The organism is Kosakonia sp. CFBP8986 (assembly GCF_034044935.1).
Lineage (GTDB): Bacteria > Pseudomonadota > Gammaproteobacteria > Enterobacterales > Enterobacteriaceae > Kosakonia > Kosakonia cowanii.
Map to the genome: position 1 here is coordinate 352,359 of NZ_JAXCXB010000002.1, position 25,226 is coordinate 377,584.

Annotated in this window: 22 protein-coding genes; 14 read left to right on the forward strand and 8 right to left on the reverse strand. The window is 58.8% G+C overall.

The genetic code is table 11. From position 1 onward, the window contains the following. Nucleotides 1-6: 6 nt before the first annotated feature. A complete protein-coding gene (gene nuoN / locus SOM48_RS05365) occupies nt 7-1,464 on the forward strand; it encodes an NADH-quinone oxidoreductase subunit NuoN (RefSeq protein WP_023479817.1) in 1,458 nt (485 codons plus the stop codon). Nucleotides 1,465-2,120: 656 nt separating this feature from the next. Here the strand turns inward: nuoN and SOM48_RS05370 are convergent. Both SOM48_RS05370 and rnz read right to left on the reverse strand, forming a co-directional pair. Further along, a complete protein-coding gene (locus SOM48_RS05370; protein ID WP_023479862.1) occupies nt 2,121-3,146 on the reverse strand; it encodes a chemotaxis protein in 1,026 nt (341 codons plus the stop codon). 78 nt (nt 3,147-3,224) lie between these two features. Continuing rightward, nucleotides 3,225-4,142, reverse strand: coding sequence for a ribonuclease Z (gene rnz, locus SOM48_RS05375; RefSeq protein WP_320511568.1), 918 nt, complete (start codon nt 4,140-4,142; stop codon nt 3,225-3,227). A 62-nt stretch (nt 4,143-4,204) separates the two neighbouring features. On the opposite strand from rnz, the gene SOM48_RS05380 reads away from it, so the two are divergent. The 11 genes from SOM48_RS05380 to SOM48_RS05430 all read left to right on the forward strand — a co-directional run bounded on the left by SOM48_RS05380 (nt 4,205) and on the right by SOM48_RS05430 (nt 14,397). After that, entirely contained in the window at nt 4,205-4,666 is a 462-nt protein-coding gene (locus SOM48_RS05380; RefSeq protein WP_139567651.1) for a GNAT family N-acetyltransferase, read from the forward strand. A gap of 53 nt (nt 4,667-4,719) precedes the next feature. Beyond that, the gene (elaB, locus tag SOM48_RS05385) at nt 4,720-5,022 is read left to right on the forward strand and encodes a stress response protein ElaB (RefSeq protein ID WP_023479917.1); all 303 of its coding nucleotides are present in this window, start codon (nt 4,720-4,722) and stop codon (nt 5,020-5,022) included. 101 nt (nt 5,023-5,123) lie between these two features. Next, nucleotides 5,124-6,419 (forward strand): isochorismate synthase MenF, encoded by a 1,296-nt coding sequence (gene menF / locus SOM48_RS05390; RefSeq protein WP_320511569.1) that lies wholly within the window; start codon nt 5,124-5,126, stop codon nt 6,417-6,419. A gap of 71 nt (nt 6,420-6,490) precedes the next feature. Further along, the gene (menD, locus tag SOM48_RS05395; RefSeq protein WP_320511570.1) at nt 6,491-8,161 is read left to right on the forward strand and encodes a 2-succinyl-5-enolpyruvyl-6-hydroxy-3-cyclohexene-1-carboxylic-acid synthase; all 1,671 of its coding nucleotides are present in this window, start codon (nt 6,491-6,493) and stop codon (nt 8,159-8,161) included. After that, nucleotides 8,158-8,934, forward strand: a complete 777-nt coding sequence (gene menH / locus SOM48_RS05400; protein WP_320511571.1) for a 2-succinyl-6-hydroxy-2,4-cyclohexadiene-1-carboxylate synthase — start codon at nt 8,158-8,160, stop codon at nt 8,932-8,934. Before menD ends, menH begins: the two co-directional genes overlap by 4 nt. Beyond that, a complete protein-coding gene (gene menB / locus SOM48_RS05405; RefSeq protein WP_054803352.1) occupies nt 8,931-9,788 on the forward strand; it encodes a 1,4-dihydroxy-2-naphthoyl-CoA synthase in 858 nt (285 codons plus the stop codon). The genes menH and menB overlap by 4 nt, the downstream gene beginning before the upstream one ends. After that, nucleotides 9,788-10,753 carry an o-succinylbenzoate synthase gene (gene menC, locus SOM48_RS05410; protein WP_320511572.1) on the forward strand — a complete coding sequence of 322 codons (966 nt, stop codon included), beginning with the start codon at nt 9,788-9,790 and terminating at the stop codon, nt 10,751-10,753. Before menB ends, menC begins: the two co-directional genes overlap by 1 nt. Beyond that, nucleotides 10,750-12,114 (forward strand): o-succinylbenzoate--CoA ligase, encoded by a 1,365-nt coding sequence (gene menE, locus SOM48_RS05415; protein WP_320511573.1) that lies wholly within the window; start codon nt 10,750-10,752, stop codon nt 12,112-12,114. The genes menC and menE overlap by 4 nt, the downstream gene beginning before the upstream one ends. Nucleotides 12,115-12,234: 120 nt before the next feature. Continuing rightward, entirely contained in the window at nt 12,235-12,420 is a 186-nt protein-coding gene (locus tag SOM48_RS05420; RefSeq protein ID WP_054803354.1) for an RpnC/YadD family protein, read from the forward strand. 145 nt (nt 12,421-12,565) lie between these two features. Beyond that, nucleotides 12,566-13,108 (forward strand): YfaZ family outer membrane protein, encoded by a 543-nt coding sequence (locus SOM48_RS05425; RefSeq protein ID WP_076770186.1) that lies wholly within the window; start codon nt 12,566-12,568, stop codon nt 13,106-13,108. A gap of 89 nt (nt 13,109-13,197) precedes the next feature. Beyond that, nucleotides 13,198-14,397, forward strand: a complete 1,200-nt coding sequence (locus tag SOM48_RS05430) for a nicotinamide mononucleotide deamidase-related protein YfaY (RefSeq protein ID WP_313278263.1) — start codon at nt 13,198-13,200, stop codon at nt 14,395-14,397. A gap of 22 nt (nt 14,398-14,419) precedes the next feature. On the opposite strand, the gene glpC is transcribed toward SOM48_RS05430, so the two are convergent. The 3 genes from glpC to glpA are packed head-to-tail and all read right to left on the reverse strand — an operon-like array spanning nt 14,420 to nt 18,466. Then, nucleotides 14,420-15,610: an anaerobic glycerol-3-phosphate dehydrogenase subunit GlpC gene (gene glpC, locus SOM48_RS05435; RefSeq protein WP_320511574.1), complete on the reverse strand. Its 1,191-nt coding sequence runs from the start codon at nt 15,608-15,610 to the stop codon at nt 14,420-14,422. Beyond that, a complete protein-coding gene (glpB, locus tag SOM48_RS05440) occupies nt 15,610-16,854 on the reverse strand; it encodes a glycerol-3-phosphate dehydrogenase subunit GlpB (protein ID WP_320511668.1) in 1,245 nt (414 codons plus the stop codon). The genes glpC and glpB overlap by 1 nt, the downstream gene beginning before the upstream one ends. After that, nucleotides 16,844-18,466 (reverse strand): anaerobic glycerol-3-phosphate dehydrogenase subunit A, encoded by a 1,623-nt coding sequence (gene glpA, locus SOM48_RS05445; protein ID WP_320511575.1) that lies wholly within the window; start codon nt 18,464-18,466, stop codon nt 16,844-16,846. Before glpA ends, glpB begins: the two co-directional genes overlap by 11 nt. A gap of 277 nt (nt 18,467-18,743) precedes the next feature. Here glpA and glpT point away from each other — a divergent pair, with 277 nt between their 5' ends. Together glpT and glpQ are read left to right on the forward strand one after the other, a co-directional pair. Beyond that, nucleotides 18,744-20,096, forward strand: coding sequence for a glycerol-3-phosphate transporter (glpT, locus tag SOM48_RS05450; protein ID WP_023479895.1), 1,353 nt, complete (start codon nt 18,744-18,746; stop codon nt 20,094-20,096). 11 nt (nt 20,097-20,107) lie between these two features. Then, the gene (gene glpQ / locus SOM48_RS05455; RefSeq protein WP_139567659.1) at nt 20,108-21,172 is read left to right on the forward strand and encodes a glycerophosphodiester phosphodiesterase; all 1,065 of its coding nucleotides are present in this window, start codon (nt 20,108-20,110) and stop codon (nt 21,170-21,172) included. 259 nt (nt 21,173-21,431) lie between these two features. Here glpQ and yfaE read toward each other — a convergent pair whose 3' ends face one another. From yfaE to nrdA, 3 genes are read right to left on the reverse strand one after another with little or no spacing between them, the layout of a single operon-like run. After that, nucleotides 21,432-21,686 carry a class I ribonucleotide reductase maintenance protein YfaE gene (gene yfaE, locus SOM48_RS05460; RefSeq protein WP_042713436.1) on the reverse strand — a complete coding sequence of 85 codons (255 nt, stop codon included), beginning with the start codon at nt 21,684-21,686 and terminating at the stop codon, nt 21,432-21,434. Continuing rightward, nucleotides 21,686-22,816, reverse strand: coding sequence for a class Ia ribonucleoside-diphosphate reductase subunit beta (gene nrdB, locus SOM48_RS05465; protein ID WP_023479667.1), 1,131 nt, complete (start codon nt 22,814-22,816; stop codon nt 21,686-21,688). The genes yfaE and nrdB overlap by 1 nt, the downstream gene beginning before the upstream one ends. Nucleotides 22,817-22,867: 51 nt before the next feature. Beyond that, on the reverse strand, nt 22,868-25,153 hold the full coding sequence (gene nrdA, locus SOM48_RS05470) for a class 1a ribonucleoside-diphosphate reductase subunit alpha (RefSeq protein ID WP_054803357.1): 2,286 nt from the start codon (nt 25,151-25,153) through the stop codon (nt 22,868-22,870). Nucleotides 25,154-25,226: the final 73 nt, after the last annotated feature.

Below are 25,226 nucleotides of genomic sequence, written 5' to 3' on the forward strand. Positions count from 1 at the left end.
TTCGCCATGACAATAACTCCACAACACCTGATTGCGCTGCTGCCGCTGCTAATCGTCGGATTGACGGTGGTGGTTGTGATGCTCTCCATTGCGTGGCGACGCAACCATTTCTTCAATGCCACGCTGTCGGTCGTTGGTCTGAACGTTGCACTGCTCTCGCTGTGGTTCGTTGGCCACGCCGGGGCAATGGATGTGACGCCGCTGATGCGCGTCGACGGCTACGCCATGCTCTACACCGGGCTGGTGCTGCTGGCGAGCCTCGCCACCTGCACCTTTGCCTATCCGTGGCTTGAAGGTTATAGCGACAACAAGGAAGAGTTCTACCTGCTGGTGCTGATTGCCGCGCTGGGTGGCATTCTGCTGGCTAACGCCAATCACATGGCGTCGCTGTTCCTCGGTATTGAGCTGATCTCTCTGCCGCTGTTCGGGCTGGTGGGCTACGCCTTCCGCCAGAAACGCTCGCTGGAAGCCAGCATCAAATACACCATTCTGTCGGCGGCCGCCTCCTCATTCCTGTTGTTCGGGATTGCGCTGGTCTACGCTCAGAGCGGCGATCTGTCGTTTGTCGCGATTGGTAAAAACCTCGGTGAAGGCGTGCTGCACGAGCCGCTGCTGCTGGCGGGTCTCGGTCTGATGATTGTCGGCCTCGGCTTTAAACTATCGCTGGTGCCGTTCCATCTCTGGACGCCGGACGTTTACCAGGGCGCGCCTGCGCCGGTCTCCACCTTCCTGGCGACCGCCAGCAAAATCGCCATCTTCGGCGTGCTGATGCGTCTGTTCCTCTATGCGCCGGTAGGTAACAGCGAAGCCGTACGTGTGGTGCTGGGCGTTATCGCCTTTGTCTCCATTATCTTCGGTAACCTGATGGCGCTGAGCCAGACTAATATCAAACGTCTGCTCGGCTACTCCTCCATCGCTCACCTCGGGTATCTGATGGTGGCGCTGATTGCCCTGCGCGGCGGCCAGATGTCAATGGAGAGCGTTGGCGTTTACCTGGCCGGCTATCTCTTCAGCAGCCTGGGTGCCTTTGGCGTAGTCAGCCTGATGTCCAGCCCGTATCGCGGTCCGGACGCCGAGTCACTCTACTCCTATCGCGGCCTCTTCTGGCACCGTCCGATTCTCTCGGCGGTAATGACGGTGATGATGTTGTCGCTGGCGGGTATCCCGATGACGCTGGGCTTTATCGGTAAGTTCTACATTCTGGCTGTCGGTGTGCAGGCCAACCTGTGGTGGCTGACCGGTGCGGTGGTGGTCGGTTCTGCAATCGGTCTCTACTACTACCTGCGCGTCGCGGTGAGCCTCTATCTCAACGCGCCGCAGCAGCTGAACCGCGATGCGCCGTCCAACTGGGCCTACAGCGCGGGCGGTATTGTAGTACTCATCTCCGCTCTGCTGGTGCTGGTGCTCGGTATCTATCCGCAGCCGCTGATTAGCATCGTCCAGCTGGCGCTGCCGATGATGTAATCGCGCCCTGCGCAAATGAAAAAACCGCCGGGTTTGCAGCCTGGCGGTTTTTTTTGCGCATAAAAAACCCCAGCGGTGAAGCTGGGGTTTTAACGGTATAGCGCAAACTGGTGAGGGATGCGCCACGCCGTTGTTTACGTTTCCGGCCCGTCAGGGGGTAAGAGCGTATGCAATACTCAACGCGTTGAAGCTTCCGATATATGCTGTTTTATTTCAAGCGCAAACAGTTGGGTTATCGGATGTTTAAGAAAAACGCCCGAAAACAGGTCGTTTTACCTGATGTTTTTTAATTATATTTCAGTCGCTTAGGCGAGGTGTAGAATCAAATTCGTTGGGGTTACTGCATCTAACTTTCGGGCCGGGCAAAGGATTTCCCCCGCTGTAACACGTGGTGGTGACAGGGTTCAGGCCTGGAAGGGGCGTAAGTAATACTCAACATCTGCTCGCCCTGATTCGGGGGAGTTTGAGGACCAGTCCGGGCGGCTCCTTCCTCGGTTGAGGAAAACGGATGATGGATAACCGTGAATTCGCGAAACGCGTAATCACGATCATCATTGCTGTGTTACAGCTGATCTTGTCGTTCTTGTAATGACCTGAAACGTACTTAAGGCGCTACCGTTTGACCGACGGTAGCGCCTTTAATCGTTGTGCCGGCGTTACTTCGCCAGCAGCGGGGTCGGGGCCATCTGGCGGTGGCTGATCAGCGGGCCGCGAACGTTGTTCGCTGCGCGATCGAGCACCTCCTGGATCACCGCTGAAAGTTCGTTAATTTCGAACTTCGCGACATAGCCATCGGCCTGCACTTTGCGAACGTGATCTTCGTTAGCGCTGCCGGAGAGGGAAGAGTGGATCACCACCGGGATATTTTTCAGGCGCGGATCGGTTTTGATCAGGCGTGTCAGAGTAAAGCCATCCATCTCCGGCATCTCCAGATCGGTCAGCACCATTGAGATCTTATCGCTTACCGGCACACCCTCTTTTTCCGCCTGCTGGGCAATGAGCTGGATTTTCTCCCACGCATCTTTGCCGGTGATGTGCATCATGCTCGGGATCTCCATGGCGTTCAGGCCTTTTTCCAGCATGGCGCGCGCCACTTTGGAGTCTTCAGCCACAATCGCGATGGAACCCGGTTTCAGGTTGAATTTCTTATCCGGCACATGATCACCGTGAACGTCATGATCCGCCGGAACGATGTCATAGAGGATCTGTTCAACGTCCAGCACCATCGCCAGGTTGTTGGTGTCCTTATCATCATCGAGGCAGGCAATACTGGTGATATAGCGGCCATTGATCGCTTTCTCCGCCGTGTGCACCTGTTTCCAGTCCAGGCGCGTGATGTTCTCGACGGACTCGACGGCAAAAGCCTGCACGCTACGGGCATACTCAGTGATCAGCAGAATGTTTAAGCCGGTCTCCGGTTTGCACCCGGCGACGGCGGAGAGATCAATCACCGGGATCACCTGATCGCGGATATTGACCATCCCCATCAATGGCGGCTTCATTCCCGCAGGGCGAGTAAATGTGGGCATCGGTACGATTTCGCGCAACTTAAACACATTGATGCCAAACAGCTCAGATTTCGTCGCATCTAATGATGTGCCAAGGCGAAACAGCAACAGCTCAAACCGGTTCGACAGAGTAAGATTCGCCCTGTCATCGATGTCTTTCTGGAAATTATCCATCATGCCCTCAAAGAAGAAATGCCTGCGTATAACTTATTATCGGCATGACGGCGAAAAAATAGAGTGCCTAAATTAAAATCAAATGCGAACTACGTCAAAATCTGCTGCTAAGGTCGTCTCCGGGAAGATTTCACGACACTCTTTTAGCAGCGCCTGGCTCCCCTCAGCATCATAACGCGAACTGATATGGGTAATCACCAGACGTGAAGCGCCAGCCTGCTGAGCCAGTTGCGCCGCCTGCCGCGCTGAGCTGTGCCCGCGGCTGTTCGCCTTCTCTTCCATGGCACTCTCAAGCGTTGCTTCATGCACCACGACATCAACATCTTTCGCTAACTCCAGCGCTGCGGGGCAGGGTGAGGTATCGCCGAAGATTGCCACCCGCTTACCCGGCTCGGAGGGTGCCAGGTAATCTTTACCCTCAATAACGCGCCCGTCATCCAGCGTCACCGTACCGCCCGCCTTTAATGTCTGGAACAGCGGCCCGGCGGGAACGCCTGCGGCGACAAGCGCAGCGGCATTCAGCGCACCTGGTTTATCGTGCTCTTCTACGCGATAGCCGTAACACTCCACCGGATGGGCCAGCGGGAAGGCCGTCACTTTGTGCAGCCCATCATCCATCACCAGCCCCGGCTTGACCTCTTCAATGGTCAGCGGATAGTCGGTCCACGAGCCGCTCAGGCGCAGCGCGGTCTCAACAAACTCCTTGATGCCATGCGGGCCATAAATGTGCAGTGGCTGCGTATTGCCCGCCATCGACCGGCTGCAGAGCAGGCCCGGCAGGCCAAAAATATGGTCGCCATGCAGATGGGTAATAAAAATTTTGTCCAGCTTGCCCGGATTAAACGCGGTGTGCAGCAGTTGATGCTGCGTACCTTCACCACAGTCGAAAAGCCACAGCCCGGCGCTCGTCGGGTGCTGAAGATTGAGCAGAATGGCGGTGACGTTGCGCGCCCGCGTCGGGACGCCTGCTGAAGTACCTAAGAAGATCAGTTCCACATGCTTTGCCTGAAATGAAAAGAATCTAGTATAACCACATGAGTCTATTTGAGGAGATAACGATGATTCGCTGGCAAGACCTGCACCATTCCGAACTGACCGTGCCTGCGCTCTATGCGCTGTTGAAACTGCGCTGCGAAGTATTTGTGGTCGAACAGACCTGCCCTTATCTCGATATTGATGGCGACGACCTGGTAGGAGAGAACCGCCACCTGCTCGGCTGGCAGGGTGATGAGCTGGTGGCGTATGCGAGGATTCTGAAAAGTAACGATGATTTCTCGCCTGTTGCCATCGGCAGAGTGATTGTCAGCGCCAGCGTACGCGGGGAAAAACTGGGTTATCAACTGATGTCGCGCGCGGTGGCCTCCTGCCTGCAATACTGGCCGCAGCACGCGCTATACCTGAGTGCACAGGCGCATCTGCAACCCTTTTATCAACAGTTCGGTTTCCAGCCAGTCACCGATATCTATGATGAGGATGGCATTCCCCATATCGGCATGGCGCGCGAGGTCGGCCAGGCGTAAACGCCAGCCATTGTCTATAGTTAGCGTACAGGTGCATAACATGGAGAAAAGAGATGACTAATCAATTCGATTCACATATTGACGACGACCTGACCCTGCTGAGCGAAACGCTGGAAGAAGTTCTCCGCTCATCGGGCGATCCCGCTGACCAGAAGTATATTGAACTGAAAGCACGTGCCGAACAGGCGCTGCATGATGTGAAAAACCGCGTCAGCAGCGCGTCTGATACCTACTACTATCGTGCGAAAAAAGCGGTTTACCGTGCCGATGACTATGTGCACGAAAAACCGTGGCAGGGCGTTGGTGCTGGTGCTGCTGTAGGTCTGGTGCTGGGTCTGCTGTTAGCCCGTCGCTAATCTTTATCTCCCCTCCCTGGAAGGGGGTACTGCTATTCATCGTAGTACCCCGTATACTGTGTGGTTTTTAAAACCGTGCCGTTTTTCCGGGAGGGGTTCGCATGTTTTCTCTGTCCTCTGCGCTTGGCGATCTACATCAGCGTCTTGCCGACACGTTTCCTGATACCCCTGGTTTTACCCTCTTTGACGTTCCCTTCCCCCTAAACAATGCATTCGACCCGCTGACATGGCTTTCGGCTCAGCGTGTTTTCCCACAATTTTACTGGCAGCAGCGCAGCGGTGATGACGAAGCGGCCGCCTTTGGCGCGTTACGCACGTTTACTTCACTTGCTGAGGCGCAACAGCAATTGCAGGTGTATCCCGACGATGTGCGCGTCTGGGGGCTTAACGCCTTTGAGCCAAGCGAGAGCGCGCTCTTTTTGCCCCGCCTCGAATGGCGGCGCGAGGGGGGCAAAGCGATGCTGCGTCTCTATCTCTATAGCGCCACCTCGCTGCGTGATGATGCGCAATGTGCTGCCGATTTTCTTAATGCGCTTTCCCCTGCTACTCCACTGGCGATGAGCCCAGCGGGCTGTGTTGAACAGCACCACTTCCCGACGCGTGAGGGGTGGGAAACGCTGATAAGCCAGGCGCTTGAGACCTTGCAGCGCGGCGAACTGGATAAAGTCGTGCTCGCCCGCGCCACCGATTACCGCTTCGATACGCCCATTAATGCTGGCGCGTTGATGGCCGCCAGCCGCCGCCTCAACCTACACTGCTTCCACTTTCTCTATCGCTTCAACGCCCAGACTGCCTTTCTCGGATCGACACCCGAACGGCTGTGGCGGCGGCGCGGCATGGCGCTGCGCACCGAAGCGCTGGCCGGGACGGTGGCTAATCATGATGACGACGCACAGGCACAGCAGCGGGCGGCATGGTTAATGAGTGACGATAAAAACCAGCGTGAAAATATGCTGGTGGTGGAGGATATCTGCCAGCGTTTGCAGCAGCAAACCGGCGCGCTGGATGTGCTGCCACCGCAGGTGGTGCGGCTGCGCAAAGTGCAGCATTTGCGCCGCTGTATCTGGAGTGACCTGCGGGTGGCGGACGATGCCCTCTGTTTAGATCTGCTCCAGCCGACCGCGGCGGTGGCGGGGTTACCGCGCCCTGAGGCACGGCGCTTTATCGCCCGCCACGAACCCTTTGCTCGCGAGTGGTACGCCGGGTCGGCAGGTTACCTGTCGCGTAAGCAGAGTGAGTTTTGCGTGACGCTGCGCTCGGCGAAGGTGAGCGGCGAGACGGTGCGGCTCTATGCCGGAGCAGGCATTGTGCCCGGTTCCAACGCCGGGCTGGAGTGGCAGGAGATCGATAATAAAGCCGCCGGTCTGCGATCGTTGTTGCTACAGACGCACCCATAGACGACCTATATCAAAAACTCATCATTTCAGAAAATTTATACTTAGTCCCAATATTGATACCGGACAAATTCATGTCGATAAGCTCATTCAACCGACGCTGGGCCGCGGTGATTCTGGAAGCCTTAATGCGCCACGGCGTCAGGCATATCTGCATTGCGCCAGGCTCCCGTTCGACGCCGCTGACGCTCGCCGCCGCCGAAAACCGCGCATTTATTCATCACACCCATTTTGATGAACGCGGGCTGGGCCATCTTGCGCTCGGGCTGGCGAAAGCGAGCCATGAACCGGTGGCGGTGATCGTCACCTCCGGTACCGCCGTGGCGAACCTCTACCCGGCGCTGATTGAAGCGGGGCTGACCGGCGAAAAACTGGTGCTGCTGACGGCAGATCGCCCGCCGGAGCTGATTGATTGCGGCGCCAACCAGGCGATTCGCCAGCCCGGCATTTTTGCTTCCCATCCGACAGAGGCCATCGCCTTACCGCGCCCGTCACAGGATATCCCGGCGCGCTGGCTGGTCTCGACGATTGATAATGTGTTAGGCACATTGCAGGGCGGGGCGGTGCACATTAACTGCCCGTTCGCCGAGCCGCTGTATGGCGAGATGGATGAGACCGGGCTTGGCTGGCAGCAGGCGTTAGGCGACTGGTGGCAGGATGATAAGCCCTGGTTACAGGCCAGCGCGTCCTGTGGCGTTGATACCCAGCGGGACTGGTTCTCCTGGCGGCAGAAACGTGGCGTGGTGATTGCCGGGCGTATGAGCGCTGCCGAAGGACGCAAGCTGGCGGAGTGGTCGAAAACCCTCGGCTGGCCGCTGATTGGCGATGTGTTATCGCAAACCGGGCAGCCGCTGCCCTGTGCCGATCTCTGGCTTGCTAATAGCCAGGCCGTTGAGGCGCTCAGCGAGGCGCAGATTGTGCTGCAATTTGGCAGCAGCCTGACCGGAAAACGTCTTTTACAGTGGCAGGCGACCTGCGCGCCGCAAGAGTACTGGCTGATTGATAACCTTCCCGGCAGGCTCGATCCGGCGCATCATCACGGCCGTCGTTTAGTGGCGGATGTGGCTGGCTGGCTGGCGCTGCATCCTGCTGAACCCCGCGCGCCGTGGTGCGAAACGCTGACCTCGCTCGCAGCGCTTGCCTGGGAGCGCGTGCGTCTACAGCGTGAGGAGTTCGGCGAAGCGCAGCTCGCACATCGTATTAGTGACTACTTACCAAACCAGGGACAGCTTTTTCTCGGCAACAGCCTGGTGGTGCGGCTGGTGGACGCGCTGGCGCAACTGCCGGCAGGTTATCCGGTCTACAGTAACCGCGGCGCGAGCGGCATTGATGGCCTGCTCTCGACCGCGGCCGGGGTGCAGCGGGCCACCGCGCGCCCGACGCTGGCTATCGTCGGCGATCTCTCTGCGCTCTACGATCTTAACGCCCTCGCACTGCTGCGCCAGGCCTCCGCGCCTTTTGTGCTGCTGGTGGTCAATAACAACGGCGGCCAGATCTTCTCCCTGTTACCGACGCCGCCCGCCGAGCGCGAGCGCTTCTATCTGATGCCGCAGAATGTCCATTTCGATCATGCCGCCGCGATGTTCGATCTTCCTTACCATCGCCCGGAGAGTTGGGCGCAGCTGGAGCAGGCGCTGAGCGAGGCCTGGCAGAAGCCGGGCGCGACGGTGATTGAGGTGGTGGTAAACGAGACGGATGGCGCGCAGACCCTGCAAAACCTTGTCGCGCAGGTCAGCCAGCTATGAGTTTGCATGCAGAGATCCATGCCGGTCAACAGCCGCTACCATGGCTGGTTTTTCTGCACGGTTTTTCCGGTGATGGCCGCGAATGGCAGCCCGTCGGCGCAGCGCTGGCGGATTTCCCGCGTCTCTATCTCGACCTGCCCGGTCACGGCGCATCCGCCACAACCTGTGTCGACTCCTTTACCGGGATGGATGCGCTGCTGCGATCGACGCTCAGTCGTTACAACATACTAAATTACTGGCTAGTGGGGTACTCCCTGGGCGGCCGCATTGCGATGTTTCACGCTTGCCAGCAACCAATGGGGCTGCAGGGCATTATTATCGAAGGCGGCCACCCAGGCCTTGCCGATGAGCAGGCGCGTGTTGCGCGGCTTGAAGCTGATGCGCAGTGGTGTCAGCGCCTGCGTCACCAGCCGCTCAGCGAGGTGTTTGACGCCTGGTATCGCCAGCCGGTATTTGCCGCACTGACAGAGACAGAACGTGCGGCGCTGGTTGCGCTTCGTAGCCATAACGATGGCAATGCTCTGGCGCATATGCTGGCGGCGACGTCGCTGGGCCGCCAGCCCGATCTGCGCGCTGCGCTGCGGGGCGCCGCTTTTCCCGTTCACTATTTCTTTGGCGAACATGACCGTAAGTTTCGGGCGCTGGCGAGCGAAGCCGCGCGCCACTGTTACGCCATTCCTGCCGCCGGGCACAACGCGCACCGGGAGAATCCCACGGCCGTTGCTGCCCTGCTGGCGCGAATTCTGCCTCTTGAGATTAAGGACCGACCATGATCTACCCTGATGAAAAAGAACTCTACGCCGCCGTTGAGTGGCATGACTGCTCCGAAGGCTTTAGCGATATCCGCTATCAAAAATCCGCTGACGGCATCGCCAAAATCACTATCAACCGCCCGGAAGTGCGCAACGCGTTTCGTCCTGTCACGGTAAAAGAGATGATCCAGGCGCTGGCCGATGCGCGCTACGACGACAATATCGGGGTGATTATCCTGACCGGTGAAGGTGATAAAGCCTTCTGTGCCGGCGGCGATCAGAAGGTGCGCGGCGATTACGGCGGCTACCAGGATGACTCCGGTGTGCACCACCTCAACGTCCTCGATTTTCAGCGCCAGATCCGCACCTGCCCGAAACCGGTGGTGGCGATGGTGGCGGGCTACTCCATCGGTGGCGGCCATGTGCTGCATATGATGTGCGATCTCACCATCGCGGCGGAAAACGCGGTTTTCGGCCAGACCGGCCCGAAAGTCGGCTCCTTCGACGGCGGCTGGGGTGCGTCCTACATGGCGCGCATTGTCGGCCAGAAGAAAGCGCGCGAAATCTGGTTCCTCTGCCGCCAGTACGACGCGCAGCAGGCACTGGATATGGGTCTGGTCAACACCGTGGTGCCGTTAGCGGATCTGGAAAAAGAGACCGTGCGCTGGTGTCGTGAAATGTTGCAAAACAGCCCGATGGCGCTGCGCTGCCTGAAAGCAGCGCTGAACGCAGACTGCGACGGCCAGGCCGGGCTGCAGGAGCTGGCGGGCAACGCCACCATGCTCTTCTATATGACCGAAGAGGGTCAGGAGGGCCGCAACGCCTTCAACCAGAAGCGCCAGCCTGACTTCAGCAAATTTAAACGGAACCCGTAATGCGCCAGGCGCAGATCTACCGCTGGCAGATCCCGCTGGATGCAGGCGTGGTGCTGCGCGAGCGTCGGCTGAAAAGCCGTGACGGGCTCTTTATCCAGCTGCAGGAAAACGGCGGCGAAGGGTGGGGTGAGATTACCCCACTGCCTGGGTTCAGCGTTGAGATGCTCGATGAGGTGCAGCCTGCGGTGATAGCGTGGGTGCAAGCCTGGCGTGACGGCGCATCACCCGCGCTGCCATCGCAACCGAGCGCGGCGTTTGGCCTGAGCTGTGCGCTGGCTGAACTGGCAGGGGAGTTGCCGCAGCCTGCCGATTACCGTGCGGCGATGCTCTGCACCGGCGATCCCGATGAGCTGTTTGTCGCACTTGGCGCACTGCCCGGCGAGAAGCTGGCAAAAGTGAAGGTTGGTCTGTACGAAGCGGTGCGCGACGGCATGGTAGTTAATCTGCTACTGGAGTCGATCCCCGATCTGCGCCTGCGTCTGGATGCCAACCGCGCCTGGACGCCGCTCAAAGCCCGCCAGTTCGCTAAATATGTTGCACCTGCCAACCGCTCACGCATCACTTTTCTGGAAGAGCCATGTCAGAGCCGCGAAGCGTCGCTGGCCTTTGCGAAGGAGACCGGCATCGCCATCGCCTGGGATGAGAGCCTGCGCGAGGCGGATTTCACCTTTACGCCACAGCCAGGCGTCAGCGCGGTGGTGATCAAGCCAACCCTCACCGGCAGCCTGCAAAACGTGGCGCAGCAGGTCGCGGCAGCACATGCGCTCGGCTTGACGGCGGTGATCAGCTCCTCTCTGGAATCGAGCCTCGGGCTAACGCAACTGGCGCGGATTGCCGCCTGGCTGACGCCCGGTACAGTGCCCGGTCTTGATACTTTACAGTTGATGTCCGCGCAGCTGATTCGCCGCTGGCCCGGCAGCGAACTGCCCTGCATCGCGGCGGCGGAACTGGACGCGTTACTATGAATTTTCCCGACTGGCCGTGGCGATACTGGCGCGAGCAGCGCGGCGACCAGCCTGCGCTGCGCTCAGGCCAGCACACCCTCACCTGGCAGCAGCTTTGTGACGAGGTGGATGCGCTGGCAAGCGGCTTTGCTCGCCAGGGCGTCGGCGCGGGGGATGGCGTGATGCTGCGCGCGCGCAACCAGCCGCAGACGGTGCTCGCCTGGCTGGCGCTATTGCAGTGCGGCGCACGAGTGTTACCCATCAACCCGCAGCTTCCCGCCGCCTTGCTGGATGCGCTGCTGCCCGCCATGACCCTGCGCTTCGCCCTCGATCTGACCCCCGCGCCGCTGGCGCACGAATTTATCCCTCTGCGCTGCGCGCAAGCGCCGGGTGAGCACGCCGTTGAATGGCAGCCGCAGCGGCTGGCGTCAATGACGCTCACTTCCGGCTCGACCGGTTTGCCGAAAGCGGCGGTACACACCTTTGCCGCCCATCTGGCCAGCGCGCAGGGCGTACTGGCGCTTATTCCCTTTAATGCGGAAGATGACTGGCTGCTCTCACTGCCGCTCTTTCATGTCTCCGGGCAGGGCATTTTATGGCGCTGGCTGTTGGCGGGTGCGCGCATGACGGTGCACGACAAGCTGCCGCTGGATCAGGCGCTGCGCGGCTGCAGCCATGCGTCGCTGGTGCCGACGCAGCTTTGGCGCCTGCTCAATGAGAATACCCCGCTGTCGCTGAAAGCGGTGCTGCTCGGCGGCGCGGCCATTCCGGTCGAACTGACCGAACAGGCACGTGAGCGCGGCATCCGCTGTTGGTGCGGGTATGGTTTGACGGAGTTTGCCTCAACGGTGTGTGCAAAAGAGGCCGACGGCGCGCCGGATGTCGGTTATGCGTTGCCGGGGCGTGAGGTGAAGATTGTCGGCGAAGAGGTGTGGCTGCGTGCAGAGAGCCTCGCCGCAGGCTACTGGCGCAACGGCGCGTTGCTGCCCCTGCTTAACGATGCCGGCTGGTTTGCTACCCGCGATCGCGGCACGCTGCATGATGGACGGCTTACTTTGCATGGCCGGCTGGATAACCTCTTTTTCAGCGGTGGCGAAGGCATTCAGCCTGAAGAGGTAGAGCGCGCCATCGTCCGTCATCCGCAGGTACAGCAGGTGTTTGTGGTGCCGGTTGATGATGTGGAGTTTGGGCAGCGCCCTGTCGCGGTAATTGAGTGCGAAAGCGAGGTCAATGCCGCGGACCTCAGCTACTGGGCGGCGGATAAGCTGGCGCGTTTTCAACAGCCGGTGCGCTGGCTGCCTCTGCCAGAGGAGCTTAAAAACGGCGGCATCAAAATCTCCCGCCGCGCCCTGCAAACATGGGTGAACCAGCAGCAGTGCTAATGCTGCAACTCTTTTTGCGAGCTGCCTCGACAGAGCGAAAGCCTGGGGCTGATATGTACTCAGAGTGTGGTAATTTGCGCTAAGGATGCAAAAGCCGAGCAGCAGCAAAAGGAGACGTTAATGAACATTGCACAATATCTTCGTGAGGAGGGGCTGGTTAAAGGTCTGGCTCAGGGGCGAGCCGAGGGCGTTCAGCAGGAAGCGATGCGCATCGCGAAAGTGATGCTGGAAAAGGGGATGGAGCCTGACGTTGTGGCCTCCCTGACCGGTATCCCGGTTGAGATGGTAGAGAAAGCCCGCCACTGACACGCTCCGGTGCAACGCTTTTCGTCCTCAGGCCGAAAGCGTATTTGCCTCAGGCCGTGCATGCTATTAGGCGTTCTGCTGTCGGGAAAATAAGCGTACAATCAGACGCTTTGGGGCGCTGCCCCGTTTCGTGCGGAACGTGAAAATGAAAAAGTTAGCTCTATTAGGATGTGCTGGCATGTTGCTGGCCTCCGCCGGTGCGCAGGCGATTAGCCTGAATGGACAGATTGGTAAAGATTACAGCAGCCTCGGTTTCGGTCTGGGAACCGAAACCAGCGGTATCGCGGTCAGCGGTAACTGGGCGCATAGCGAAGATGATGGTGACACCGCAAGCCTTGGGCTCGGTTACAACCTGCCGCTCGGGCCGTTCCTGGCAACCGTGGGTGGTAAAGGCATCTATCTGAACCCGGATGAGGGCAGCGAAGGTTACGCCATCGCTGTCGGCGGCGGTTTGCAGTGGGAGATCGCCCGCAGCTTCAACATTTTCGGCGAGTATTACTACTCTCCGGACTCGCTCTCAAGCGGCGTCAAAGAGTACCAGGAAGCCAAGGCCGGTGCGCGTTATACCATTATGCGCCCGTTCACCGTCGAAGCCGGTTATCGCTACATTGAGATGGCAGGCAAAGATGGCCGCCGCGACAGCATCGTTGCGGATGGTCCTTATCTCGGCGCCAGCGCCAGCTTCTGATCCCCCGGCGCGGCAGCCGCCGCGCCCGTTTCCCCTCTTTAGTCTGCGCATGCGCTATAGTTTTTCAACCCCGATTGCAGGAGCGAACGATGTTAAATGTGGAGATGTTATCGACCGGCGATGAAGTGCTGCATGGCCAGATTGTCGATACCAATGCGGCCTGGCTGGCCGACGTATTTTTTAACCAGGGGTTGCCGTTAACGCGCCGCCATACCGTTGGCGATAACCTCGACGACTTGATTGCGATTTTGCGCGAGCGTAGCGAGCAGGCCGATGTGCTGATCGTCAACGGCGGCCTTGGGCCAACCAGCGACGATTTGAGCGCGCTGGCAGCAGCCACCGCCAAAGGCGAAACGCTGGTGCTGCACGACGCGTGGCTTAAGCAGATGGAGCGCTTTTTTACCGATCGCGGCCGCGTCATGGCCCCCAGCAACCGCAAGCAGGCGGAGATCCCCGCCAGCGCCGAGCTGGTCGATAACCCGGTCGGCACCGCCTGCGGGTTTGCATTGCAGTTCAACCGCTGCCTGATGTTCTTTACCCCCGGCGTCCCCTCTGAATTTAAAGTGATGGTCGAGCAGGAGATCCTGCCGCGTCTGCGTGAGCGTTTCACTCTGCCGCAGCCGCCGGTCTGCCTGCGTTTGACCACCTTTGGTCGCTCCGAGAGCGATCTGGCAGAAAAACTCCAGCATCTCGATCTGCCGCCCGGCGTGGTGATGGGTTACCGCTCATCAATGCCGATTATCGAACTGAAACTGACCGGTCCGGCGGAGCAGCGTACGGCGATGGAAGCGCTGTGGCCGGAAGTGAAAAAAGTGGCGGGGGAAAGCCTGATTTTTGAAGGCACCGAGGGTTTACCGGCTGCGATTGCCACCGCACTGCGCGAGCGTCAGCTGAGCCTGACTCTGAGCGAGCAGTTCACCAGCGGGCTTATCGCCTTGCAACTCTCCCGCGCCGGTGCGCCGCTGCTCGCCAGTGAAGTGCTGCCGTCGCAGGCAGAAGCGCTGGCACAAACCGCGCGCTGGACAACCGAGTCACGCAACCGGCATCTCGCCGGGCTGGCGTTGACCGTTACCGGGCTGGAAGAGGATCATCTCAACTTTGCGCTGGCGACGCCGGAAGGTACCCGCGCCCTGCGGGTGAAGTTCAACAGCAGCCGCCACAGCCTGGCGGTGCGCCAGGAGGTCTGCGCGATGATGGCGCTTAATATCCTGCGCCGCTGGCTGGCGGGCAAAGATATCGCCAGCGATCACGGCTGGATTGCGGTGGTTGAAACCCTCGCTGTGGAATAAATCAACAGGAGAGGTGCTGGCGTTAGCCTAGTGCCCGCGCCAGCAGCGTAATGGGATGTTCGCAAGGTTTGCCGGTGGACATCTCAATCTGCCACTTGCAGGTCTCACAATCCGTTACCACCAGATCTGCACCGCTGGCCTCGATTTGCGCAAACAGCGGTGCGCCAATGGCCTGCGAGGTGGCGTAGTTCTCCCGCTTAAAGCCATAGGTGCCCGCGATGCCGCAGCAGGCAGAATCGAGCACCGTCAACTCTAAACCCGGAATGCGCCGCAACAGATCCAGCGTGTAGTGCGTCCAGCCCATCTTCTCCATATGACACGGCGTGTGATAGACCACTTTCAGCGGCATCTCTCTGAGCCGCAGAGTGTGCCCCTCATCGAGCTGTCGCCAGATCCAGCGGGTGGCTAAATCAATATGTGTGCGCAGGTGGCTGTTATCGACCTCCAGCAGATGTGGATACTCGTCGCGCAGGGTGAAGGCGCAGGTGGAGGAGGTGGCGAGCACCTGCATTCCATCCATGCCAATCGCCTGCTCTAATGCATTGAGGTTGAACTGCGCCTGCTTTTTCGCCTTTGCGAAGTAGCCGTTGGCAATCAGCGGGACGCCGCAACACTTCTCACGCTGCAATAACTGCACGCCAATGCCCATCTGGTTCAGCACGCGGATCAGGTCTTTCCCTAGCTGCGGATGGTTGTAATTGACATAACAGCCGTGGAAAAACGCCACCTGCTCGCCATAGGCACGCTGCTGCGGCGCCACGCTGCGATACCAGTGACGAAACGTGCCGCCGCTGGCATATTTCGGCAGCGTGCGGTGATGATCGATTTTTAATGCTTTATCCAGCAACTGGCGCACCGGCCTCAGGGATGTCGCGGCGTTGACCAGCGGCGCGAGAGGCGTCGACAGGGTACCCATCAAATCCGTATGGCTGAGAATCGCATTACGTACCGACAGCGGTTTTGCCCCATGCTGCGCGCGGGCGCGCTGGATCAGATCGCCAATTTTCACCCCGGATGGGCATGCGGTTTCGCAGCGCTTGCAGTTGGTGCAATATTTCAGCGCATCGTCATACAGCGCGGCATCTTTCAGCCGCAGCCGCTCGCCATCCGGCCCCGCCTGTTTTGGCCCGGGGTAGGCGGGGTTAACCCGGCTTACCGGGCAGGCGGTGGTGCAGGCGGTACATTTGATACAGCTTTCGAAAGAGTTGTGCATTAGGGCTTTCCTCCCTGATCGAGGATCTGCTGCGCGGCATGCAGCGCCGTCACGGCGCAAACACCGCCGCCGCAGCCCTGGGCGATGGCGTCATAGCCGCCAAGTAGCGAGCCGATTGCATAGAGATTCTCAAGCGCTTGCCCGTCGCGCAGACCACGAAGCTGTTCATCGGTGTGCACGCCAAACTGGTGCCACGGCTGCGGGGCAAAGAGATCGTCGCCATACCACTCCCGGCGCGAGGCGCTTTGCAGAACGTCGAGATTGAATACCGCTTCGCGCACGCGATCGCGCCCGGCGACCAGCCCGTTACTGAAAAACCTGCCGCTGGCCAGCACGATATGGCGCGCGCGCAGCGGCAGATCGTCATGCTTGCGTGTCCAGAGCTGCGTTACCTGGCCGTGATTGATATCGGCGCGCAGTACCTCATCGCCGGGCATCCAGCTGCCGCCGCTGCGCGTAAACCGCTGCTGTAAGGCGTGCTGTAAGCGCATGCCCATTACTGAAGGTGGCAGCGTGGCGACCAGCCGCAGTGGGCAGGCCAGATCTTCGTTTAACTGCGTAAACACTTTACTCTCCGTCAGACCAAAACAGGCGGGGAGCCACAGCATCTCGTAACGCGCACTCAGCGGGCGCAGGGCGGCGCAGAGATCGGCGTAATGTTCAGGACGATCGAGCTGGCGCGCGATGGTCACGGCGCGAAACTCGCTGGGGTTATCGCGAAGCGTGTCGAGAAGCGGGAGCGCAATCTCTTCAGCCCCGGCAGCAACACCGCGCTGGCGCAGCGCTTCCACCGCCAGTTCGGGCTGAAAGTCGAGAAAACCGCTGATGCCAATAACACCGACGCGCAACCCCTGCTGTGGTTTCAACGCAATCTCTTGCGGGCTGAGCCACGCCCGGCGATAAGTGCCCAGCGGTGTGACGCGCAGGTGCGGCGTATCGGCATCGCCCTGCATATTTAGCCCGCAATCGGCGAGCAGGGTTTGGGTTTGCTGCGCATAGTGGCGCACGCGCTCAACGCCAAGCCGCGCATAGGGGTGCTCGGGGTGATGATGTTGCAGGTGCGCAATGGCCTCTGTCAGCGTGCCGGCCGGCAGGCGGGAGAGCAGATCGAGAGAGCCGGAAGAGAAGCTCAGCGCACTCTGGCCGCGGCTGACAATCGCGCAGCGCTGGCCGCTCTCGCTCAGACGAATGCCGCACAGCAATCCCGCCAGCCCGCCGCCGATAATTACCGTATCAAATCTCATCATCCTGCTCCTTCTCCAGCCCGCACAGCCCCTGGTAAACCCAGCGGGTAAACTCGCTCTCACGCAGCGCATCGCCCCAGGCGATGGGTTTGATGCCTTTCCAGCGTTCGTTCAGAAACTCCGCCAGCTGCCTGCGCGCTTCGTTATCTCGTGTGACATGCAGCCGGTTAAGCTGCCCGGCGGCGCGGCAGGCGCAGAGCTCGCCCTGGCAGGTGCCCATACCGACGCGGGTGCGGCGGCGCAGATCGAGCAGCGAGGTGACATTGAGGTTTTCCACCGCGTACTGCACTTCGCCAGCGGTGACGGCTTCGCACTCACACACCAGGCTGCGGTTGTGCCGGTCACTGGCGAGCCACGCCGGGGCACGATCGCCGTGACGGTAGACCGCTGAACCGCGCAGCGGCGTCGGCAGTGAGATGATCTTCTTCAGTGCCTCGTCTGGTGAACCCAGCGATCCCGGCAGCGCTTTTGTCGCGGTGGTGCAGGCTACGTTATGGTTGAGCTTGCGGCAGACGGCATCCGTTGCCCACTCAGCCATCAGGCGGTAGGTCATTAGCTTGCCGCCGGTAATGGTGATAAACCCCTCCAGCCCGTCGCGCGTAGCGTGGTCGAGCAGCACAATGCCGCGGCTGACGTTGCGCCCGCTGGGATCGTCATCGCTTGCCACCAGCGGACGCACGCCAGCATAGGCGCGTAGGATGCGCGTTTGCCCCATTACCGGGGCCAGTTTCTCCCCTTCGCGCAGCAGAATGTCCACCTCATCCGCCGTGACGCGCACATTATCGATATCGGCATAATCAATCTGCGTTGAAGTGGTACCAATCAGTGAAATGGTGTCGCCGGGCACAAGAATATCGGCGTCGGCAGGCTTGCGGCAGCGGTTGATGACATGCTGGTTAATGCGGTGATCGAGGATCAGCAGCGCGCCTTTGGCCGGGAACATGCGAATGCGCAAATCGGCATACTCCGCGATGCGCTGGCCCCAAATCCCGGCGGCATTGACCACTACCGGGGCATGCAGGTCGCGGATTTCACCGCTGGCGAGATGGCGCAGGCGCACGCCATACACCGTGTCGCCCGTGCGCAGCAGGCCGCAAACTTCGTGGCCGGTAAGGATTTTTGCACCGTGCTCGCGGGCATCAAGCATATTGCTGGCGGTCAGGCGGAAGGGGTCGACAGTGCCGTCCGGCACGCGCACCGCGCCGATAAGTTGCGGATTGACGCTCGGCTCCATGCGCCTGGCTTCCTGTGGGCTAATGGCCTGCGCGGCAATCCCGGCGCGGGTGCAGGCATCAATAAAGTGTGCCTGGTAGCTCAGATCGTCTTCCGGCAGGGTGATAAATAGCCCGTCGGTCGCTTCAATACAGTGGCGGGCAATACGTTTGAGGATCTGGTTTTCGGCGATGCATTCACGCGCTGATTCGTTGTCGGTCACCGCATAACGCGCGCCGCTGTGCAGCAAACCGTGGTTGCGGCCGGTGGCACCGGTGGCAATGTCGTGGCGTTCGAGCAGAGCAGCGCGCAGGCCGCGCAGGGCGCAATCACGGGCGATACCGGCACCCGTTGCGCCGCCGCCAATAATGATCACATCGTAGTCGTTTGAGTAGGGCACGGTCGTCTCCTGGCTGGTCGACGTTCTTTACCGACCATTTAGCCATACCCTTACTGTGGTTTGTTTGATATCGCGCATATACGAACAAGAAACGAAAGTGAAATGCACTTTTCCGCACGAAGTTAGAGCTTTGTCATATTTCTGTAACATTATATGTGGCATTTCGTTCTTTCTCGTCAAAACTTTCTCTACAATCCGCCGCGAACAACTCAAGCGATTTTCGTTTTCACTCATGACGCCTGATGTCATGACTTTTACCGTGCCACGGAGGCAGTTTATGTTGAGCATTTTCAAACCCGCCCCCCACCAGTCTCGCGTGCCCGACGCGCAGGTTGATCCTCTGTACCGCCGCTTACGCTGGCAAATCTTTCTGGGCATCTTCTTTGGCTACGCTGCCTACTACCTGGTGCGTAAGAACTTTGCGCTGGCGATGCCCTATCTGGTGGAGCAGGGCTTCTCGCGCGGCGATCTGGGCTTTGCGCTGTCGGGGATCTCAATTGCCTACGGCTTCTCAAAATTCATTATGGGCTCGGTGTCGGATCGCTCGAATCCGCGCGTCTTCCTGCCCGCTGGTCTGATCCTCGCAGCGGCAGTAATGCTGTTTATGGGCTTTGTGCCGTGGGCCACCTCCAGCATTGCGGTGATGTTTGTGCTGCTGTTCCTCTGCGGCTGGTTCCAGGGGATGGGCTGGCCGCCGTGCGGACGCACGATGGTGCACTGGTGGTCGCAGAAGGAGCGCGGCAGCATTGTGTCGGTGTGGAACTGCGCCCATAACGTCGGCGGCGGTCTGCCTCCGCTGCTGTTCCTGCTGGGGATGGCGTGGTTTAACGACTGGCACGCGGCGCTCTATATGCCAGCCTTTGGTGCCATTCTGGTAGCGATTATCGCTTTCGCACTGATGCGCGATACGCCGCAATCCTGCGGTTTGCCGCCGATTGAAGAGTACAAAAACGACTACCCGGATGATTACAGCGACAAGCATGAAGAGGAGCTGACGGCGAAGCAGATCTTTATGCAGTATGTGCTGCCGAACAAGCTGCTGTGGTATATCGCCATCGCTAACGTTTTTGTCTATCTGCTGCGCTACGGCATCCTCGACTGGTCGCCAACCTACCTGAAAGAGGTGAAGCACTTCGCGCTGGATAAATCCTCCTGGGCCTACTTCCTTTATGAGTACGCGGGCATTCCCGGCACGCTGATCTGCGGCTGGATGTCGGACAAAGTCTTTAAGGGTAACCGCGGCGCGACCGGCGTCTTCTTTATGACGCTGGTGACCATCGCCACTATTGTTTACTGGCTCAACCCGGCGGGCAACCCGGGCGTGGATATGGCCTGCATGATCGTCATTGGCTTCCTGATTTATGGCCCGGTAATGCTGATTGGTCTGCACGCGCTGGAGCTGGCGCCGAAGAAGGCGGCCGGTACCGCGGCGGGCTTTACCGGCCTGTTTGGCTACCTCGGTGGCTCGGTGGCGGCGAGCGCCATTGTTGGCTATACCGTCGATTTCTTCGGCTGGGATGGCGGTTTCATGGTGATGATTGGTGGCAGCGTGTTAGCGGTTCTGCTGCTGATCGTGGTGATGATTGGCGAAAAACGCCATCACGCTGACGTGCTTGCGCGTCGTCAATAACAGGAGATGTTATGAAATTGTCCTTTAGCCGCATTACGGCAGGCCTGTTGCTGGCGGGTCTGATGGCAGGCCAGGCACTGGCCGCGGAGAAGCTGGTGATCGCCCATCGCGGCGCCAGCGGTTATCTGCCGGAGCATACGCTGCCTGCCAAAGCGATGGCCTATGCCCAAGGCGCGGATTATCTGGAGCAGGATCTGGTGATGACCAAAGACGATCGTCTGGTGGTGCTGCATGACCACTATCTCGATCGCGTCACCGATGTTGCTGAGCGTTTTCCCGACCGCGCCCGCAAAGATGGCCGCTATTACGCTATCGATTTCACGCTGGATGAGATCCGCTCGCTGAAATTCACCGAAGGGTTTGAGTTAAAGAACGGCAAGAAAGAGCAGGTTTTCCCGGGCCGTTTCCCGATGGGCAAATCCGATTTCCGTATTCATACCTTTGAAGAGGAGATTGAGTTTGTGCAAGGGCTGAACCACTCGACCGGCAAAGATATCGGGATCTACCCGGAGATCAAAGCCCCGTGGTTCCACCATCAGGAAGGGAAGGATATTGCGAAGGCGACCCTTGAGGTGCTGAAGAAGTATGGTTACAGCAGCAAGAAGGATAAGGTCTATCTGCAGTGTTTCGACGCTGATGAGCTTAAGCGCATCAAAAATGAGCTTGAGCCGAAGATGGGGATGGATCTCAATCTGGTGCAGCTGATTGCTTATACCAAATGGAATGAGACCCAGCAGAAGCAGCCGGACGGTAAGTGGGTCAATTACGATTATGACTGGATGCTGAAACCCGGCGCGATGAAGCAGATTGCGCAGTACGCAGATGGTATCGGCCCCGATTACCATATGCTGGTGGCGGATGGTTCGAAGCCGGGCCACGTGCAGCTAACCGCAATGGTGAAAGAGGCGCATGCCAGCCATTTGCAGGTGCACCCGTTTACGGTGCGCGCCGATCAGCTGCCGCCGTATGCCACCGATGTGAATCAGCTTTATGAAGTGTTGTACCACCAGGCCGGGGTCGACGGGTTGTTTACCGATTTCCCCGATAAAGCGGTGCAGTTTTTAAAGCGTAAATAAGAGTGGAACCCGATAAGCGAAGTTGCCTGATGGCGCTTCGCTTATCAGGCCTACGAAAAGATGAGCACGCAATCAATATGGATATTTTGCCTGATGGCGCTTCGCTTATCAGGCCTACGAAAAGATGAGCATGCAATCAATATGGGTATTTTGCCTGATGGCGCTTCGCTTATCAGGCCTACAAAGGATATCAGGCCTACGGAAAGGATGGGTGTGCTGAAACTGTAGGCCGGGTAAACGCAGTGCCACCCGGCATTTTTTACATCTCGATCTCGATATCGCCTTTCGCCCGGCAGCAGCAGGGCAAAATTTCCCCTTCGTTGATAAAGGCCAGCGGCTCGCTAATCCAGTCCACCTGGCCTGCTACCAGCCGACAGCGGCAGGAGCCGCAATAGCCTTCACGGCACTGGTATTCAACTTCCACCTGCTGGGACTCCAGCGCCACCAGCAGGGAAGGGTGCTCTTCCTGGCAATGCACCTGCGTGCCGGAAAGGCGGAGCGTAACCCGGCTCATCACAGCTGGAAGTTGCTCAGATCGTCGGTATCGACCTGTGAGTCGATCTGCCCGACGAGGTAGGAACTCACTTCCACTTCCTGCGGCGCCACCTGCACGTTATCGGACACCAGCCAGGTGTTGATCCACGGAATCGGGTTGGAGCGGGTCTGGAATGGCAGATCAAGACCCACCGCCTGCATACGGATGTTGGTGATGTACTCAACATACTGGCAGAGGATATCTTTGTTCAGACCAATCATTGAGCCGCCGGAGAAGAGATACTCCGCCCACTCTTTCTCCTGCTGCGCCGCCTGCACAAACAGGTCGTAGCACTCTTTTTTGCACTCTTCGGCAATCTCCGCCATCTCCGGATCGTCAACCCCGGAGCGCAGCAGGTTCAGCATATGCTGGGTGCCGGTCAGGTGCAGGGCTTCATCGCGGGCAATCAGGCGGATGATTTTAGCGTTGCCTTCCATCAGTTCGCGCTCGGCGAAAGCGAAGGAGCAGGCGAAGCTGACATAGAAGCGAATCGCTTCAAGCGCGTTCACGCTCATCAGGCAGAGATAGAGCTTCTTCTTCAGCTCGCGCAGGCTGATGGTGACGGTTTTGCCGTTCACGCTATGGGTGCCTTCGCCCAGCAGATGCCAGTAGTTGGTCATCTCAATCAGCTCGTCATAGAAGGAGGAGATCCCTTCCGCGCGCTTGAGGATCTGCTCGTTGGTGACGATATCGTCAAATACCACCGCCGGATCGTTAACGATATTGCGGATGATATGGGTGTAGGAGCGCGAGTGAATGGTTTCTGAAAACGCCCAGGTTTCCACCCAGGTTTCCAGCTCCGGAATGGAGATCAGCGGCAGCAACGCGACGTTCGGGCTACGACCCTGAATCGAGTCCAGCAGCGTCTGGTACTTCAGGTTGCTGATAAAGATATGCTTTTCATGTTCCGGCAGTGCCTGGAAGTCGATGCGATCGCGGGAAACATCAACTTCTTCCGGACGCCAGAAGAAGGAGAGTTGCTTTTCGATCAGCTTTTCGAATATGTCATATTTTTGCTGGTCGTAGCGCGCCACGTTCACCGGCTGGCCAAAGAACATCGGCTCGAGCAGCTGATCGTTTTTCTTCTGAGAAAAGGTGGTGTATGCCATGAATGTGAGTCCTGTCTTGCGAAAAAAAGGGCGGGTTTCCCCGCCCCTTAGTTAGATCTTACATGCGCCGCTTTCGCAGCCATCGTCCTGGATAGAAGGGACCAGGTCATCCTGCGCATCTTCCGCGCCGTCGCGGGTGTTTTGATAGTAGAGCGTCTTCACACCAAATTTGTAGGCGGTCAGCAGGTCTTTCAGCAACTGCTGCATCGGCACCTTGCCCGACGGGAAGCGGGTCGGATCGTAGTTGGTGTTTGCTGAAATCGACTGGTCGATAAACTTCTGCATAATGCCGACCAGTTGCAGGTAGCCGTCGTTGTTCGGCATTTCCCACAGCAGCTCGTAGGCATCTTTCAACTCTTCATAATCCGGCACCACCTGGCGCAGGATGCCATCTTTCGACGCTTTGATGCTCACGTGGCCGCGCGGCGGCTCAATGCCGTTGGTGGCGTTGGAGATCTGCGACGAGGTTTCAGACGGCATCAGGGCAGAGAGCGTCGAGTTACGCAGGCCGTGCGTGGTGATATCGTCACGCAGCGCTTCCCAGTTGTAGTGCAGCGGCTCGCTGGTAATGCCATCAAGATCCTTTTTATAGGTATCGATCGGCAGAATGCCTTTAGCGTAGGTGGTTTCGTTGAACCACGGGCAGGCGCCTTGCTCTTTCGCCAGCTCGTTGGAGGCTTTCAGCAGCCAGTACTGAATCGCTTCGAAGGTCTGGTGCGTCAGGTTGTTGGCGCTGCCGTCGGAGTAGCGCTTGCCGTTTTTCGCCAGCCAGTACGCGAAGTTGATCACGCCGATACCGAGGGTACGACGACCCATCGCGCCACGTTTTGCGGCCGGGATCGGGTAGTCCTGGTAATCAAGCAGGGCGTCGAGGGCGCGCACCGCAAGCGTTGCCAGCTCTTCCAGCTCGTCGAGATTCTTAATCGCACCAAGGTTAAAGGCAGAGAGCGTGCAGAGCGCGATCTCGCCATTTTCATCGTTAACGTCTTCCAGCGGCTTGGTCGGCAGAGCGATCTCAAGGCACAGGTTGGACTGACGCACCGGCGCAACAGCCGGATCGAACGGGCTGTGGGTGTTGCAGTGGTCGACGTTCTGGATGTAGATACGGCCGGTCGAGGCGCGTTCCTGCATCATCAGCGAGAAGAGCTCGACCGCTTTAATACGCTGCTTGCGGATGGAGTCATCTTTTTCGTACTGCGTGTACAGACGCTCGAACTCATCCTGATCGGCGAAGAAGGCGTCATAGAGACCCGGCACGTCGGACGGGCTGAACAGGGTGATATCTTCACCTTTCAGCAGACGGGTATACATCAGTTTGTTGATCTGTACACCGTAGTCCATGTGACGCACGCGGTTGCCTTCGACGCCGCGGTTGTTTTTCAGCACCAGCAGGCTTTCCACTTCCAGATGCCACATCGGGTAGAAGAGGGTTGCCGCGCCGCCGCGAACGCCGCCCTGCGAGCAGGATTTCACTGCGGTCTGGAAGTGTTTGTAGAACGGCACACAGCCGGTGTGGAACGCTTCACCGCCGCGGATCGGGCTGCCCAGCGCACGGATGCGACCGGCGTTGATGCCGATACCGGCGCGCTGGGAAACGTACTTCACAATCGCGCTGGAGGTGGCGTTGATGGAGTCCAGGCTGTCGCCGCACTCGATCAGTACGCAGGAGCTGAACTGGCGCGTCGGCGTACGCACGCCGGACATGATCGGCGTCGGCAGCGAAATTTTAAAGGTCGAGACAGCGTCATAGAAACGCTTCACGTAGTCCAGACGGGTTTCGCGCGGGTAGTTAGAGAAGAGGCAGGCAGCAACCAGAATGTAGAGGAACTGCGCGCTCTCGTAGATCGCACCGGTGACGCGGTTCTGCACCAGGTACTTCCCTTCCAGCTGCTTAACGGCCGCGTAGGAGAAGTTCATATCACGCCAGTGATCAATAAAGCCGTCCATCTGCTGGAACTCTTCTTCGCTGTAGTCTTCCAGCAGATGATGATCGTATTTACCCAGCGCAACCATGTTCTTCACGTGGTCGAACAGCGCAGGCGGTTCAAACTGGCCGTAAGCTTTTTTACGCAGGTGGAAAATCGCCAGGCGCGCGGCAAGGTACTGATAGTCCGGCGCATCGCGGGAGATAAGATCCGCAGCGGCTTTAATAATGGTCTCGTGGATATCGGAGGTTTTGATACCGTCGTAAAACTGAATATGTGAACGCAGCTCCACCTGAGAGATGGAAACGTTGCTCAACCCTTCTGCGGCCCAATCCAGTACTCGATGAATTTTGTCGAGATTGATGCGCTCAGTGCCACCATCACGCTTTGTCACCAGCAGACTCTGATTCATTTGCTTACCTGTCCGTGAAATAAAAGTATCCCCCGTATTATCCACAAATCAGCACTGTGACTAACTCTGTGGA

What these genes read in the sequence shown, in the direction of transcription:
- SOM48_RS05380 (WP_139567651.1), top strand. Translation starts at nt 4,205, where the DNA reads ATGATTCGCTGGCAAGACCTGCACCATTCCGAACTGACCGTGCCTGCG.
- nrdB (WP_023479667.1), bottom strand. Translation starts at nt 22,816, where the DNA reads ATGGCATACACCACCTTTTCTCAGAAGAAAAACGATCAGCTGCTCGAG.
- elaB (WP_023479917.1), top strand. Translation starts at nt 4,720, where the DNA reads ATGACTAATCAATTCGATTCACATATTGACGACGACCTGACCCTGCTG.
- SOM48_RS05425 (WP_076770186.1), top strand. Translation starts at nt 12,566, where the DNA reads ATGAAAAAGTTAGCTCTATTAGGATGTGCTGGCATGTTGCTGGCCTCC.
- SOM48_RS05430 (WP_313278263.1), top strand. Translation starts at nt 13,198, where the DNA reads ATGTTAAATGTGGAGATGTTATCGACCGGCGATGAAGTGCTGCATGGC.
- SOM48_RS05420 (WP_054803354.1), top strand. Translation starts at nt 12,235, where the DNA reads ATGAACATTGCACAATATCTTCGTGAGGAGGGGCTGGTTAAAGGTCTG.
- nrdA (WP_054803357.1), bottom strand. Translation starts at nt 25,153, where the DNA reads ATGAATCAGAGTCTGCTGGTGACAAAGCGTGATGGTGGCACTGAGCGC.
- menH (WP_320511571.1), top strand. Translation starts at nt 8,158, where the DNA reads ATGAGTTTGCATGCAGAGATCCATGCCGGTCAACAGCCGCTACCATGG.
- glpB (WP_320511668.1), bottom strand. Translation starts at nt 16,854, where the DNA reads ATGAGATTTGATACGGTAATTATCGGCGGCGGGCTGGCGGGATTGCTG.
- menE (WP_320511573.1), top strand. Translation starts at nt 10,750, where the DNA reads ATGAATTTTCCCGACTGGCCGTGGCGATACTGGCGCGAGCAGCGCGGC.
- glpC (WP_320511574.1), bottom strand. Translation starts at nt 15,610, where the DNA reads ATGCACAACTCTTTCGAAAGCTGTATCAAATGTACCGCCTGCACCACC.
- menF (WP_320511569.1), top strand. Translation starts at nt 5,124, where the DNA reads ATGTTTTCTCTGTCCTCTGCGCTTGGCGATCTACATCAGCGTCTTGCC.
- SOM48_RS05370 (WP_023479862.1), bottom strand. Translation starts at nt 3,146, where the DNA reads ATGGATAATTTCCAGAAAGACATCGATGACAGGGCGAATCTTACTCTG.
- menB (WP_054803352.1), top strand. Translation starts at nt 8,931, where the DNA reads ATGATCTACCCTGATGAAAAAGAACTCTACGCCGCCGTTGAGTGGCAT.
- nuoN (WP_023479817.1), top strand. Translation starts at nt 7, where the DNA reads ATGACAATAACTCCACAACACCTGATTGCGCTGCTGCCGCTGCTAATC.
- yfaE (WP_042713436.1), bottom strand. Translation starts at nt 21,686, where the DNA reads ATGAGCCGGGTTACGCTCCGCCTTTCCGGCACGCAGGTGCATTGCCAG.
- glpT (WP_023479895.1), top strand. Translation starts at nt 18,744, where the DNA reads ATGTTGAGCATTTTCAAACCCGCCCCCCACCAGTCTCGCGTGCCCGAC.
- glpQ (WP_139567659.1), top strand. Translation starts at nt 20,108, where the DNA reads ATGAAATTGTCCTTTAGCCGCATTACGGCAGGCCTGTTGCTGGCGGGT.
- menC (WP_320511572.1), top strand. Translation starts at nt 9,788, where the DNA reads ATGCGCCAGGCGCAGATCTACCGCTGGCAGATCCCGCTGGATGCAGGC.
- menD (WP_320511570.1), top strand. Translation starts at nt 6,491, where the DNA reads ATGTCGATAAGCTCATTCAACCGACGCTGGGCCGCGGTGATTCTGGAA.